The 14,163-nt window shown below is 68.6% G+C and carries 13 protein-coding genes; 5 read left to right on the top strand and 8 right to left on the bottom strand.

Features of this window, described 5'->3' with window-relative positions:
• The first annotated feature begins 60 nt into the window (after positions 1–60).
• Positions 61–915: an AraC family transcriptional regulator gene (locus Ahu01nite_RS12625; RefSeq protein ID WP_203836666.1), complete on the top strand. Its 855-nt coding sequence runs from the start codon at positions 61–63 to the stop codon at positions 913–915.
• On the opposite strand, the gene Ahu01nite_RS12620 is transcribed toward Ahu01nite_RS12625, so the two are convergent.
• A complete protein-coding gene (locus tag Ahu01nite_RS12620; protein WP_203836665.1) occupies positions 905–1,645 on the bottom strand; it encodes an SDR family oxidoreductase in 741 nt (246 codons plus the stop codon). The genes Ahu01nite_RS12625 and Ahu01nite_RS12620 overlap by 11 nt on opposite strands.
• A 95-nt stretch (positions 1,646–1,740) precedes the next feature.
• Between Ahu01nite_RS12620 and Ahu01nite_RS12615 the strand changes: the two genes are divergently transcribed.
• Positions 1,741–2,358 (top strand): TetR/AcrR family transcriptional regulator, encoded by a 618-nt coding sequence (locus Ahu01nite_RS12615; RefSeq protein ID WP_203836664.1) that lies wholly within the window; start codon positions 1,741–1,743, stop codon positions 2,356–2,358.
• Here Ahu01nite_RS12615 and Ahu01nite_RS12610 read toward each other — a convergent pair.
• The 7 genes from Ahu01nite_RS12610 to Ahu01nite_RS12580 all read right to left on the bottom strand — a co-directional run bounded on the left by Ahu01nite_RS12610 (position 2,345) and on the right by Ahu01nite_RS12580 (position 9,339).
• Complete coding sequence (locus Ahu01nite_RS12610) at positions 2,345–2,785, bottom strand: hypothetical protein (protein WP_203836663.1); 441 nt, start codon at positions 2,783–2,785, stop codon at positions 2,345–2,347. The two genes, Ahu01nite_RS12615 and Ahu01nite_RS12610, sit on opposite strands and share 14 nt — an antisense overlap.
• A gap of 339 nt (positions 2,786–3,124) precedes the next feature.
• Positions 3,125–4,291 carry an L-rhamnose isomerase gene (rhaI, locus tag Ahu01nite_RS12605; protein ID WP_203836662.1) on the bottom strand — a complete coding sequence of 389 codons (1,167 nt, stop codon included), beginning with the start codon at positions 4,289–4,291 and terminating at the stop codon, positions 3,125–3,127.
• 4 nt (positions 4,292–4,295) lie between these two features.
• Positions 4,296–4,622, bottom strand: coding sequence for an L-rhamnose mutarotase (locus tag Ahu01nite_RS12600; protein WP_203836661.1), 327 nt, complete (start codon positions 4,620–4,622; stop codon positions 4,296–4,298).
• A gap of 5 nt (positions 4,623–4,627) precedes the next feature.
• On the bottom strand, positions 4,628–5,707 hold the full coding sequence (gene rhaS / locus Ahu01nite_RS12595; protein WP_203836660.1) for a rhamnose ABC transporter substrate-binding protein: 1,080 nt from the start codon (positions 5,705–5,707) through the stop codon (positions 4,628–4,630).
• Positions 5,708–5,734: 27 nt separating this feature from the next.
• On the bottom strand, positions 5,735–6,754 hold the full coding sequence (locus Ahu01nite_RS12590) for an ABC transporter permease (RefSeq protein WP_203836659.1): 1,020 nt from the start codon (positions 6,752–6,754) through the stop codon (positions 5,735–5,737).
• Positions 6,747–7,763 (bottom strand): ABC transporter permease, encoded by a 1,017-nt coding sequence (locus tag Ahu01nite_RS12585; RefSeq protein ID WP_239158804.1) that lies wholly within the window; start codon positions 7,761–7,763, stop codon positions 6,747–6,749. The genes Ahu01nite_RS12590 and Ahu01nite_RS12585 overlap by 8 nt, the downstream gene beginning before the upstream one ends.
• Before the next feature lie 88 nt (positions 7,764–7,851).
• A complete protein-coding gene (locus tag Ahu01nite_RS12580) occupies positions 7,852–9,339 on the bottom strand; it encodes a sugar ABC transporter ATP-binding protein (RefSeq protein WP_239158803.1) in 1,488 nt (495 codons plus the stop codon).
• Positions 9,340–9,539: 200 nt separating this feature from the next.
• Between Ahu01nite_RS12580 and Ahu01nite_RS12575 the strand changes: the two genes are divergently transcribed.
• From Ahu01nite_RS12575 to Ahu01nite_RS12565, 3 genes are all read left to right on the top strand, one after another.
• Positions 9,540–10,574, top strand: coding sequence for a LacI family DNA-binding transcriptional regulator (locus Ahu01nite_RS12575; protein ID WP_239158802.1), 1,035 nt, complete (start codon positions 9,540–9,542; stop codon positions 10,572–10,574).
• Between the two features lie 113 nt (positions 10,575–10,687).
• On the top strand, positions 10,688–12,718 hold the full coding sequence (locus tag Ahu01nite_RS12570) for a bifunctional aldolase/short-chain dehydrogenase (RefSeq protein ID WP_203836656.1): 2,031 nt from the start codon (positions 10,688–10,690) through the stop codon (positions 12,716–12,718).
• Entirely contained in the window at positions 12,715–14,163 is a 1,449-nt protein-coding gene (locus tag Ahu01nite_RS12565) for a rhamnulokinase (RefSeq protein ID WP_239158801.1), read from the top strand. Before Ahu01nite_RS12570 ends, Ahu01nite_RS12565 begins: the two co-directional genes overlap by 4 nt.

Below are 14,163 nucleotides of genomic sequence, written 5' to 3'. Positions count from 1 at the left end.
CGGTCACCGTCATGGGTTCTGACTCGCATAGGATTGCCTGATCCTCTCAGGGAGCGCCGCATGCTCGAACGCCTTGCCGAAGCCGTGAACCGGCACCACGTCGGAATCTGGGGCGAAACCGCCGTCCCCCGCCAGACCCTGGTCGCCCTCGACGAGTCCATCGCCCCCAGCGACCAGCAGTACGTCCCGATGATCTGCTTCACCGTCGCCGGCGCCAAACGCAGCGTCTCCGGCGAACGCAGCTGGGTCACCCGAGGCGGCGAGATGTTCCTGAACTCCCTGGCCACGCCGGTCAGCGCGATCTTCGAGCGGGTGCCGTACCGGTCGGTGGTGCTCCACCTCGACAGTCAGGTCCTGGCCGGCTCGATCCTGGAGATGGGCGACAAGGTCACGTCCGACGGCGAGGTGCGCACCACGGCCCCGATGACGCCGGAGATCGTCGACGCGGTCACCCGCTGGGTCTGCCTGCTGGATGCGCCGCAGGACATCGGTGCACTGGCCGGCCGCGTCGAGGGCGAGATCCTCTACCGGCTGCTGGCGGGCCCACTCGGCCCGGCGCTGCGGCAATGGTCGCGCACCGACACCGCGGCGGCCCGGATCCGCGAGGCCGCCGCGTGGATCGTCACCCACTATGACGAGCCGCTGGCCATCGACGGCATCGCGGCGGTCGCCCACATGAGCCCCGCGACCCTGCACCGGCACTTCAAGGCTGCGACGGGCATGAGCCCGATGCGGTTCCAGAAACAGCTCCGGTTGCAGGAAGCGCGGCGCCGCATGATGGCCGGCGAGGGAAGCGCGGCCGAGGTCGCCCAATCGGTGGGGTACGCGAGCGCGACGCAATTCAACCGCGAATACCGCCGCTTCTACGGGCTGCCACCGGGTCAGGACACGAAGCGCCTCCAGGTCAGGCGTTGAGGCCGCCGTCGATAGTGATCGTGGTTCCGGTGACGTGCCGCCCGCCCTCGCCTGCGAGGTAGGCGATCATGGCCGCGATGTCCGCCGACTGCCCGTAGCGCCCGAGGGCGATATGGGCGATGGCCTGGGCGGCGTGCGGTGCGTCCGCGGGGTTGCCGTCGGTGTCGGTGGGGCCGGGCTGAACGACGACTGCAGTGATGTTGCGCGGCCCGAGCTCGCGGGCGAGCCCCCGGTTGAGCCCCTGCAGCGCCGACTTGCTCGCCGCGTAGAGAGCGCCACCCAGGAAGGGCATCCGGTCTGCGACGTTGCTGCCGACGGTGATGATCCGCCCGCCGTCCGGCATGTGTCCGAGGGCAGCTTGGACGGCGACGATGGTCGACCGGACGTTGATGGCCAGCACCCGGTCGATGTCGTCGACGCTCATGGTTCCGATCGGGCCGAAGAGTGTCGCCGCTGCGTTGTTGACCAGGATGTCCACCTGCCCGAACGCCTCCGCGGCGCGCTCGACGGCACTGGTGACGGCGGCGGGGTCGATGCTGTCGGCCTGGATCGCCAGCCCGCGGGCGCCGGTCCCGGCGATCCGGCCGACAAGTTCGTCGGCCTGCTGCCGGGAGCTGACGTAGGTGAACGCGACGTCGGCGCCCTGCTCGGCCAGCATTAGTGCCGCCTCGGCACCGATGCCCCGGCTGCCACCGGTGATCAGGGCGGTCTTGCCCTTCAGTGCACTCATGAGCGAACCCCGTTTCTGTGTCGGTCAGCACAGAATTGGGTACGTAGAATCGGCCCGTCAAGGATTCTGTGTCGATCGGTAGAGAAAGGTGGGCCATGTCACCGCGAGGGCGTCCCCGCTCCTTCGACCGGGAGGCAGCACTGCGGGAGGCGATGTTCGTCTTCTGGCGCGGCGGTTACGAGTGCGCCTCGATGACCGACCTGACCACCGCGATGGGTATCGGCTCACCCAGCCTCTACGCCGCGTTCGGCAGTAAGGAGGCGCTGTTCCGCGAGGCGGTGATCCTCTACGGCGACACTTTCGGCTCGCTGACGCGCCGCGCGCTGGCCGAACAGCCGACCGCGCACGCCTCGATCTCCGCGATGCTCCACGACAACGCCGCGAACTACACCGAGCCGGGCCGCCCGCACGGCTGCATGGTTGTGCTGACCGGCATGAACTGCTCGGAACCGGGAGTGCAGGACTTCCTGACCGTCCTGCGCAAAAACTGCCACGAGTTGATCCGCGACCGTCTCCATAAGGGAGTCACTGACGGTGACCTGCCGCCCGCGACGAACATCGAGGCGATGAGCGCCTTCTACAACGCCGTGCTGAACGCGCTCTCCCTCCAGGCCCGCGACGGCGCCGACTTCAAGGAACTCACCGCCATCGCCGACGGCGCGCTGGCCGCATGGTCTTCCTATGCCCCGGCCCCCCGCGTCAGTGCAGGCTGATCGGCATGGCGTTGAGGTTATGGTTCTCCACGATGGTGAATGAGCGGGTCTTGCCGTTCACCTGGAACTTCGCACCCGGCAGGAACGCACCCACGACACCTTTGCGGAAGCCGTCGTCGACCAGGAAGATCGCCGAGTAGCCGCGCCCACCGCGAATGGTTGTGGTCCACGGTTGGACGATGTAGAGCTGCCCGCCGGAGCGGATCCAGAGATAGCCGGAATCGGTGTCGGCGGCATGGCTGTCCTCAAGCGGCGGGGGCGTCGGCGATGCCGTCGTGGGCGGCGCGGTGGTCGGTTCGGTGACGGGCACCGAGGTGGTGGCCGCAGGCGAGGGTGATGGCGTCGTCGCGGCGACCGGCTCACCGGGCCCGCAACCAGCAGCGCCGGCCAGTAGAAGAGCTGCGATCAGAACTTTCCCCGTGTTCACCGACCCATGGTCCGGCCCGATCCACCAGGCGCGCGACCCCGTCCGGGCGATACCGGAAAAACACGACACCATCATCCGCCCCTGCTATGCGCAAAGCCCGCTGGGCGCGTCGCCCTCGCGGACGTTGTGCAGGAATTCTGCCAGCGCCGTGGGGTCGGGATGTTCGCCGTTGAGCAGGGAGGCGCTGACGTTCGCCTTGTCGGACTCGGAGAGTGGCTCCAGGGAGATGCAAGGTCGTCCCAGAAGGCGCCGCGGTCCGGTTTGAACTCCTGGCCAGTCACCCCAGAAACGTATTATTAATGCCACGTTTTTGGCCAGGAGTTCAAACCGAGGCCGATGTCAGGCGCCCCAGCCGGCCTGTTCGCCGCCGACGCGGTCGGCGACGATCTTTTCCTGGTAGCCGCTGCGCTTGTAGGCGGCGACCGGGTCCGGGTCGAGGCCCAGGTCCGTGCGGACCTCGGCGAGCAGCGGCCGGACGTCCGTGTTGTAGGCGTCCATGATGACGGCGTTGGCTTCGAGGACGTCGCCGTCGTTCTGGGCCTTCGTCAGGGCGTCGCGGTCGACCAGGAGGGCCTTGGCGGTGGCTTCCTGGATGTTGAGGATCGAGCGGATGATCGCGGGGATCTTCGCTTCGATGTTGTGGCACTGGTCGAGCATGAAGTTGATGCCGTACGCCGGGTCGAGCGCGCCGCCGCGGACGATCTCGTACATGATGCGGAACAGCTGGAACGGGTCCGCGGCACCCGCCATCAGGTCGTCGTCGGCGTAGAAGCGGCTGTTGAAGTCGAAGGCGCCGAGCTTCTTCTGGCGCAGGAGGAACGCGACGATGAACTCGATGTTGGTGCCGGGGGCGTGGTGGCCGGTGTCGATGCAGACCGTGGCCTTGGGGCCCAGCTCGAGGCAGTGGGCGTAGGACGTGCCCCAGTCCGGGATGTCCGTGGCGTAGAAGGCCGGCTCGAAGAGCTTGTATTCGAGCAGGATCCGCTGGTCGTCGCCGAGGCGGGCGTACGTTTCCTGGAGGGCCGCGGCCAAACGGTCCTGGCGGTTGGTGAGGTCGTCCTGGCCGGGGTAGTTGATGCCGTCGGAGAACCACAGTTTCAGGTCGCGGGAACCGGTCGCGTCCATGATGTCGATGGCTTCCAGCAGGTGATCGGTGGCCTTGCGGCGCACGGCCGGGTCGGGGTTGGTGACCGAGCCGAGTTTGTAGTCGTCGTCCTGGAAGACGTTGGTGTTGATCGCCCCGATGCCAACACCCAGACTCTTCGCGTACGCCGTGAGCGCCGAATAGTCGTCCACTTTGTCCCAAGGGATGTGCAGCGCGACCGTCGGGGCGACACCCGTGTACCGATGCACGACGGCGGCGTCGGCGATCTTCTCCTGGGGGGTGCGCGGGACGCCCGCCTGGGTGAAGACCTTGAAGCGGGTGCCCGAGTTGCCGAACGCCCAGGACGGGGTCTCGACCCGCTGTGCGGTGAGGGCGCGCTTGACGGCGGCGAGGTCGGTCATGGTGTCACGCTTCTTCCGGTTCGGTGAGGTGGAAGACCTCGGTCAGCAGGGGGAAGCCGTCGTCGGGGGTGGTGCCCGCGAAGAACGGGGCCATCTCCGCCTGCCAGCGGGTGTTGACGTCCGTTGCGGCCATGGCGGCCTCGGACTCGGCCAGGTTGTCAGCCTCGACGTAACCGATGAGCAGGCCGTCGGGGCGCAGGAAGAGGGAGTAGTTGCGCCAGCCGGTGGCCCGAAGTGCGTCCTGCATCTCGGGCCACACGGCTTTGTGCCGCTCTACGTACTCCTCCAAGCGGTCCGTACGGACCTGGAGTTGGAAGCAGTAGCGGGGCATGTGAATCAGAAGTTGAACTGGTCGATGTTCTCGGCGGTGAACTCGGTGGGCGGGCCGAGGACGATCTCGCCGGCGGCACCGATCGTGTATTCGCCGAGCTTGCCGGCCTTGAACTTCTCACCCTCGGCGCCGGTGATCTGGCCGGAGGCGAGCGCGGCGCCGGTGAAGGCGGCCAGGTAGCCGATGTCGGCCGGGTTCCAGAGCGCGAACTTCTTGACGGTGCCGTCCTTGACGTACTGGCGCATCTGGTTCGGCAGGCCGAGGCCGGTGATCGCGACCTTGCCCTTGTAGTTCGAGGAGCTGACGTAGCGCGAGGCCGCGGCGATGCCCACGGTGGTCGGGGAGACGATCACCTTGAGATTGGGGTACGACTGGAGCAGCCCCTGTGCCTCCTGGAACGACTTCTGGTCGTCGTCGTTGCCGTACGCCGTCTTGACCAGCTTCAGCTTGCTGTATTCAGGCTTGGCCAGTTCCTTCTTCATGACGTCGATCCAGGCGTTCTGGTTCGTGGCGTTGGGGGTGGCCGAGAGGATCGCGATGTCGCCCTCGCCGCCGGCCAGCTCACTCGCCATCTTGGTCAGGCTCTCGCCGATGCCCTGGGTGGTGGCCTGGTTGATGAACGCGTCGCGGCAGTCCTTGGAGGCGTCGGAGTCGAACGAGACGACCTTGATGCCGGCCTGGCGAGCCTGGTTGAGCGACGGGCAGACCGCGTTGGGGTCGTTCGCCGCGACCACGATGACGTCCTGCTGCTGCTGGATCAGCGTGTTGATATAGCTGACCTGCGAGGAGGCGCTGGCGTCGTTCGGGCCGACAAGCTTGTACTCGCCCTTGAGCTCGCCGACCGCCACCTTGCCGCCGCCGGTCTCGACGTCGGTGTAGGGGTTGTTGAGCTGCTTCGGCAGGAACGCGATCTTCAGGCCGGCCTTGGTCTCGGCGTTCGGGTTGGCGGACGCGCCGGGCTGGGCCGCGCCGCCGCCGGTGCTCTCCGCGCTGTCCTTGGTGGTGCCCCCGCCACAGGCAGAGAGACCGAGGACGAGAAGTGAGGCGCTGGTGGCTGTCAGTAGTCGTCGGTGGGAACGGAACATGGCTGACTCCTATGGACGGGGGGAAATTCAGCTGGCTGCGGCTTGGCGGACTTTTCGCCTTTGCCGCGAGGTGCGGATCGAGGACACGACATTGGGCAGAAGAACGGAGAGCACGAGCAGCGTCCCGGTCACGATGTTGAGAGCCTGGCCGGAGACGTCCTGCAGGCGGAGGGCGTTCTGCAGGGCGGCGAGCAGGACCACCCCGGCGAGTACGCCCGGCAGGTTGCCTTTACCGCCGAAGATCGATACACCGCCGAGCAGCACCGCCGCGACCACGGCCAGTTCGAGCCCCGAACCGTTGTCGGCACGGGCGCTGGAGTAGCGCAGGGTCCACAGGATGCCGACGAGGGCAGAGACCGCGCCGCTCGCGACGTACAGCCAGAATTTGGTCCTGGCCACCCGGATGCCGGCGAAGTGCGCGGCCTGGTCGTTGGCACCGATCGCGTAGAGCGAGCGGCCGAACGGCGTCGCGTGCAGCACGATGCCGAAGACGATGGCGAGCGCCACGATCGGGATCAGGACGTTCGGGACGGAGCCGCCACCGATCGTGCCGGTGACCCAGCCGGTGTAGTCGAACGGGAAGTCCGCCACCGCGCCGTCGCCGAGCACCACGAACGCGAGGCCGCGGTAGAGCGCGAGGGTGCCGATCGTGACCGCGAGCGACGGCAGGCCCAGCGCGTTGACCAGGAAGCCGTTGATCGCGCCGAGCACCGCGCCGATCACGATCACGAGCGGGATGATCATCTCGATGGAGAGCCCGTTGTTCCAGAACCAGCCCATCAGCGAGCTGGCCAGGCCGAGGATGCTCGCCACCGACAGGTCGATCTCGCCGGTCACGATGATCAGCGTCATCGGCAGCGCGACCAGCACGATCGGCATCAGGTCGAGGATCAGGAACGTGAAGTTACGGCTCGTGCCGAAGTTGGAAACCCCGAGCGACGCCGCGACGATCACCACGACGGTCAGCAGGATGATGATGCCGTCCCAGGTCGCCAGCCTGCCGAGGCCGTCCTTGAGGCTGCGAGGGTTCGCTGTGGCATCAGACATGGGAATCCCTCTTTCGCAGCGAGCGGGCGATGCGGACCGCGACGATCCGGTCGGCGCAGATCGCGAGGACGATCAGCGCGCCGACGATGGCCTGCTGCCAGAACTGGTTGATGTCCAGCACGGTCAGGGCGCTGCCGATGACGGTCAGCAGCAGCGCGCCGAGGCCCGCGCCCCAGACCGTGCCGCTGCCGCCCGAGACGGCCACCCCGCCGACCACGACCGCGGCGACGACGTTGAGTTCGTAGCCGTTGCCGGCCGAGGCGTCGATCGTGCCGAAGCGGGAGGCGAAGAGCACCCCGGCGAGCCCGGCGAGCGCGCCACTGATGATGAACGCGGCGAGCATGTTGCGGGCGACCTTGATACCGGCCAGCTCCGCGGCGCCGGGGCTGGAGCCCATCGCGTACAGCTCGCGGCCGACCCGGTAGTTGCGCATCATCAGCGAGACGCCGCCGACCACGACCAGTGCGATCAGCACCAGCCACGGGATGCCCAGGATCGAGTCGTTCGCGAACTGCAGGAAGTGCCCGGGCAGCTCGTCGGCGTTGACCTGGTCGCCGCCGGCCCACGAGTAGATGAGGCCGCGGAAGATGTACATCGTGCCGAGCGTGACCACCAGCGCCGGCACCCGGCCGTAGCGGACCAGGACGCCGTTGAGCAGCCCGGCGATCGCGCCGACGGCGAGGCCGACCAGCAGCGCCACGATCATCGGCAGGCCAGGGTTGTCGCTCATCATCGAGGCGACCGTGAACGCGCTGATGCCGAGCACCGAGCCGACCGAGAGATCGATGTTGCGGGTGATCACCACGACGGCCTGCCCGGCGGCCATCACCGCGAGGATCGACGTGTTGAGCAGGATGTCCCGGATGCTCTGCGCGGACAGGAACCGCGGCTGGCTCGCGGTCGTGTAGATGATCAGTGCCGCGAGGGCGACGATGATGCCCAGCTCGCGGGTCTTGACCAGCCCGCTGAACACCTTCTTCGCGGGTGAATGCGTAGCGACGGCGGCCACTATGCTCGAGCCCCCTTAGGCATGCTCTTCTGGCCCTCACAGTCGCGGCCGTCGCGAGCTTCAGCCAGGTGAAGTTCGGTGCAGGCGATCATGCCGCACCCATTGCCGCGTACATGACGCTCTCCTCGGTGGCTTCTTCTCTGGTCAGCTGGGCGGCGATGTGGCCCTCGCGCAGGACGACGATGCGGTCCGCCATGCCGAGCACCTCGGGGAGCTCGGAGGAGACCATGACGACGGCGAGCCCGCGCGCCGCCAGGGACGACAGCAGCCTGTGCACCTCGGCCTTCGTGCCGACGTCGATGCCGCGGGTGGGCTCGTCGACGATCAGCAGCTTGGGGCCGGTGGCCAGCCACTTGGCGAGCACGACCTTCTGCTGGTTGCCGCCGGAGAGCGTGCCGACCGGGTCGGAGAGCCGGCCGAACTTGGTCTGCAACTGCTTCGTCCACTCGGCGGCCTCACGGCGCTCGGAACCGCCGAAGAGCAGCCCGAGTTTCGCCAGCGCCCGGGATCGGGGCAGCGTCACGTTGCGCTCGATGGAGAGCTCCATGACCAGGCCCTGCTGGCGGCGGTCCTCGGGGACCAGGCCCATGCCCGCCGCCATCGACGCGCGGGGGTTGCCGCCCTTGAGCTTCTTGCCGAGGAACGTGACCGTGCCGCTGTCGTACTTGTCGACGCCGAACACGGCCTGCATGACCTCGGAGCGGCCGGCCCCGACGAGCCCCGCCAGGGCGACGATCTCGCCGGCCCTGACCTCGAAGCTGATGTCGCGGAAGACGCCCGCGCGGCTGAGCCCCTCCACCCGGAGCACGTTCTCGCCGATCGTGGCGTCCTGCTTGGGGTAGAGCGCGCTCAGGTCGCGCCCGACCATCCGCCGGATCATGTCGTCGACGCTCAGCTCGCTGACCGGCTCGGTGCAGACGTGCTTGCCGTCGCGCATGATCGTGACGCGCTGGCAGAGCGCGGTGATCTCCTCGAACCGGTGCGAGATGAACATGATCGCCGCGCCCTCGTCACGCAGCGCCCGGGTGACCGCGAAGAGCCGGTCAACCTCGACACCGCTCAGGGCCGCGGTCGGTTCATCCATGATGAGTACGCGGGCCTGGCTCGACAGCGCCTTCGCGATCTCGACGAGCTGCTGGTCGGCGATGGAGAGGCCCCGCGCCGGGCGGGTCGGATCGATCTGCACGCCGAGCCGCGCGAACAGCCGCGTGGCGTTCGCGTTCATCGTCCTGCGGTCGATCTGGCGCAGCCGGGTCAGCGGCTGGTTGCCCATCGCGATGTTCTCGGCGACGGACAGGTCGGGAAAGAGCGTCGGCTCCTGATAGATGACGGCGATGCCGGCTGCCTTGGCGTCGGCCGGGCCGGTGAAGGTGACCTCCTCGCCGTCGACCAGCAGCGTGCCGGTGTCGGGCCGGTGCACCCCGGCGAGCATCTTGACGATGGTGGACTTGCCGGCGCCGTTCTCGCCGACGAGCGCGTGCGCCTCGCCGGACTCGAGGGCGAAACTGACTCCCTGGACGGCAGCCACCGCGCCGAATGACTTGCTCACGTCGCGGACTTGGAGCAACGCGCTCACGGCCACCTCCTTGCTTGCCCGCAGCGGAAACAGAGGAAAAGATTCTGGGGCGGGTTGAAATGTTTCAGACGCCGATGTGACGAAAGTAGGTGGCTGCGATCACACATGTCAAGGCTCAATTAGAAACCTTGCTGAAACACGGACCTGGCGGTGCTAATGGGTCGCGTACGATGCGACTTCAACGTTTCAAAGGGGGCACAGTGGCGATTGGCAGGAGCCCGTCGGTCAAGGACGTGGCCGCATCCGCGGGCGTCTCGCTGGGCACCGTCTCGAACGTCATGAACCGTCCGGAGGTCGTCAGCCCGGCGACTCGCGAGCGCGTCGAGCGGGCGATGGCCGAGCTCGGGTTCGTCCGCAACGAGTCGGCCCGGCAGCTTCGCGCGGGAACGAGCCGCACCCTCGCGTACGTGATGCTCGAAGGCAGTAACCCGTTCTTCCACGACGTGGCCGCGGGCATCGAGATGGCGGCGGAGGACTCGGACCTCTCGCTGTTCATCTGCAACAGCAACGGGCGCTCCGGCCGCGAGGAGGTGCACCTCGACCGGCTGATGCAGCAGCGGGTCCAGGGCATCCTGATCACCCCGGTCGACCCCGGCGCGCGGCACCTCGCCGACATCGCCAAGCGCGGCATCCCGGTCGTCATCGTCGACCGGGTCGGCGAGGGCGGCGCGTTCTGCTCGGTGGCCGTGGATGACGTTCTGGGTGGCCGGATCGCGGTCGAGCACCTGGTCGAGCAGGGGCACACCCGGGTGGCGGTGATCGGTGGCCCGGAGAGCATCGGGCAGGTGCGCGAGCGGCTCGAAGGCGCTCGCCAGGTCTGGGCCGAGCTGGGGATGAAGCCCGACGACCTGACGTATCTGCCGACCTCCGAGATGACCGTCGCGGAGGGCCGGTCCGCGGGGGAGCGGCTGGCCGGGCTGCCCGCGCGGCGCCGCCCGACCGCCGCGTTCTGCGCCAACGACCTTCTCGCCCTGGGGCTGCTCCAGCAGGCGATCGGCGCCGGCCTGCGGATTCCGGAAGAGCTGGCGATCGTGGGCTTCGACGACATCGAGTTCGCCGCGGCTGCCGCGGTGCCGCTGACATCGGTGCGCCAGCCGCGTCAGGAGCTGGGCCGCGCCGCCGCCGGTCTGGTGCTCGACGAAGCGACAAATCCGGCGCACGAGCACCAGCAGCTGACGTTCGTGCCGGAGCTGGTCGCACGGGCTTCCACGGTGGCCCGCGCTAGGTCCTACTAAGAACGTTTCAGAACCCATCGTTTACCCGCCGGGCTATTGACCCCGCGCATGTTGCGGCCGTAACCTGCTCGCAATCTGTGAAACGTTTCACGAAGGCGACGTGAAGGACACTCATGGCGAACCCGGCAGTCAGCGATCTTCTCGGCCGCAGCAACCGGCTCGGAGCGGACCCCCGCACCACGAACTACGCGGGCGGCAACACCTCGGCCAAGGCGACGGAGACCGACCCCGTCACCAACGAGCCCACCGAGCTGGTCTGGGTGAAGGGTTCCGGCGGTGACCTCGGCACGCTGAAGGAATCCGGCCTCGCGGTGCTGCGCCTCGACCGGCTCCGCGCGCTGGCCGGTGTCTACCCCGGCGTCGAGCGCGAGGACGAGATGGTCGCCGCGTTCGACTACTGCCTGCACGGCCGGGGCGGTGCCGCCCCGTCGATCGACACGGCGATGCACGGCCTGGTCGACGCGCCGCACGTGGACCACCTGCACCCCGACGCGGGCATCGCGCTGGCCACCGCCGCCGACGGGCCCGCGCTGACCAAGGAGATCTTCGGCGACAAGGTGCTGTGGGTGCCGTGGCGCCGGCCCGGTTTCCAGCTCGGCCTCGACATCGCCGCCGTGCAGCGGGCCAACCCGCAGGCCATCGGCGTCATCCTCGGTGGGCACGGGATCACCGCGTGGGGCACGACCAGCGAGGAGTGCGAGGCACGGTCGCTGGAGATCATCAACACCGCCGCGGCCTATCTGGCGGAGCACGGGCGGGCAGAGCCGTTCGGTGCGCTGGCGCACGAGCCGCTCGCCGAGGACGTCCGGCGCGAGCGGGCCGCGGCGCTTTTCCCGATCGTGCGGGGGCTCGCGTCGACCGACCGGGCGCAGGTCGGCCACTACACCGACTCGCCGGTCGTGCTCGATTACGTGGCTCGCGAGCGGATGCCCGAGCTGGCGGCGCTGGGGACGTCGTGTCCTGACCACTTCCTGCGTACCAAAGTGAAGCCTCTGGTCCTTGACACCGCGCCCGACGCACCGCTGGAAGAAGTCGAAGCGCGGTTGAAGGAGTTGCACGCGGCCTACCGCGACGACTACCGCGGCTACTACGAGCGGCACGCCACGCCCGAGAGCCCGGCGATGCGCGGCGCGGACCCGGCGATCGTCCTGATCCCCGGCGTGGGCATGTTCAGCTTCGGTGCCAACAAGCAGACCGCGCGGGTGGCCGGCGAGTTCTACGTCAACGCCATCAACGTGATGCACGGCGCCGAGGCGGTCTCCACGTACGCGCCGATCGACGAGTCCGAGAAGTTCCGGATCGAATACTGGGCGCTCGAGGAGGCGAAGCTGCAGCGGATGCCGAAGCCGAAGCCGCTCGCCACCCGGATCGCGCTGGTCACCGGGGGTGGCTCGGGCATCGGCCGGGCGATCGCGCTGCGGCTCGCCGCCGAGGGGGCCGTCGTGATCGTCGCCGACCGTAACCTCGCGGGCGCCACCGAGGTCGCGGCTGAGATCGGCGGGCCTGACGCCGCCGTCGCGGTCGAGGCCGACGTGACCTCCGAAGAAGCGGTGGCTGCCGCCGTACGCGACGCCGTGCTCGCCTTCGGCGGTATCGACCTCGTCGTGAACAACGCCGGGCTCTCCATCTCGAAGCCGCTGCTGGAGACCACCGAGGGCGACTGGGACCTGCAGCACGACGTGATGGCCAAGGGCTCGTTCCTGGTCTCCAAGGCGACCGCCAAGGTGCTGATCGCACAGGGGATGGGCGGCGACATCGTCTACATCTCCAGCAAGAATTCGCTGTTCGCCGGCCCGAACAACGTGGCGTACGGCGCTGCGAAGGCGGATCAGGCGCACCAGGTCCGGCTGCTCGCCGCGGAGCTCGGCGCCTACGGGATCAAGGTCAACGGGGTCAACCCGGACGGCGTGGTCCGTGGCTCGGGCATCTTCGCCGGCGGCTGGGGTGCGCAGCGTGCCGCGGTCTACGGCGTGCCGGAGGAGAAGCTCGGCGAGTTCTACGCCCAGCGCACGCTGCTCAAGCGCGAGGTGCTGCCCGAGCACGTGGCCAACGCGGTCTTCGTGCTGACCGGGGGCGAGCTGTCCCACACGACCGGCCTGCACGTCCCGGTGGACGCGGGCGTCGCGGCTGCGTTCCTGCGGTGACGGGGGTTGCGGCGGCTGCAAAGGCGGCCTCAGGCGGGGCGGCCCGTTTCGCCGCCGTCGATCTCGGCGCTTCCAGTGGGCGCGTCATGGTCGGCGAGGTCGGGCCCGGCGAACTCACGCTGACCGAGGCGCACCGGTTCGTCAACGAGCCGGTGAGCGTCGGCGGCACGCTGCACTGGGACATCCTCGCGCTGTACCGCGGTGTCCTCGAAGGACTGCGCAGGGCCGGGCCGGTCGACGCGATCGGCATCGACTCGTGGGCCGTGGACTACGGCCTGCTGGACGAGAGCGGGGCGCTGCTCGGCAACCCGATCCACTACCGGGACGCGCGGACCGACGGCATCGCGGCGCAGGTCGGCCGGCTCATCCCCGAGCCGGAGCTCTACGGCGCGACGGGGCTGCAGAAGCTGCCGTTCAACACGATCTACCAGCTGGTGGCGGCCGCCGGGTCGCCCCAGCTGAGCGCCGCGCGGCGGATGCTGCTGATCCCGGACCTGCTCGCCTACTGGCTGACCGGGGTCGCGGGGGCGGAGGTCACCAATGCCTCGACGACCCAGCTCCTCGATCTGCGCTCGGGGGAATGGGCCACCGGGCTGATGAAGCGCGTGGGGATCGAGCCCGGCCTGTTCGCGCCGCTCCGGGCGCCGGGTTCGGTGATCGGGCCGGTGCTGCCATCGGTCGGGATCGGGACGCCGGAGGTGATCGCGGTCGGGTCGCACGACACGGCTTCGGCGGTTGTCGGGGTGCCGGCGGGTGACGACGATTTCGCGTACATATCGTGTGGGACCTGGTCTTTGGTCGGGGTTGAACTCGACGCTCCGGTGCTGACCGAGGCTTCGCGCCTGGCCAACTTCACGAACGAGGGCGGCGTCGACGGAAAAATTCGATATCTCCGGAACGTCATGGGATTGTGGCCTTTGCAGGAGTGTCTCCGAGAGTGGCCCGACTCCGACATTTCTGATTTGTTGGCGGCGGCGAGTGACCTCGAACCCCGCGCCCTGGTAGTTGACCTCGATGACCCGATCTTTCTGGCGCCGGGGGACATGGCGCGACGGGTGGCGGGACAAATCGGACGAGAATTGACGCGCGTGGAGACTGTCCGATGCATTGTGGACAGCTTGGCGCTCGCGCATCGGAAGGCGATTCGGCAGGCTTCGGATCTGTCGGGAAAATCGGTCAGCGCCGTGCACGTGGTCGGGGGTGGCGCGCGGAACGAACTGCTCTGCCAGCTCACCGCCGATGCCTGTGGCCTGCCCGTCCTCGCCGGCCCGGTCGAGGCTACGGCGCTCGGCAACGTTCTGGTCCAGGCTCGCGCGGCCGGCGCGATCAGCGGAGACCTGCGCGCGTTGCGGGCCCTGGTGCGGCAGACTCAGCACATCGTGCGTTACGAGCCGCGCGGCGACGAGGCAGCGTGGCAGGCAGTCGAGCGCCGGTGGGGAGGCTGA

This window comes from Winogradskya humida (assembly GCF_016862215.1).
GTDB lineage: Bacteria > Actinomycetota > Actinomycetes > Mycobacteriales > Micromonosporaceae > Actinoplanes > Actinoplanes humidus.
Note: the sequence above shows the minus strand (reverse complement) of the source record. Positions and strands in the feature narration are given on the sequence as shown.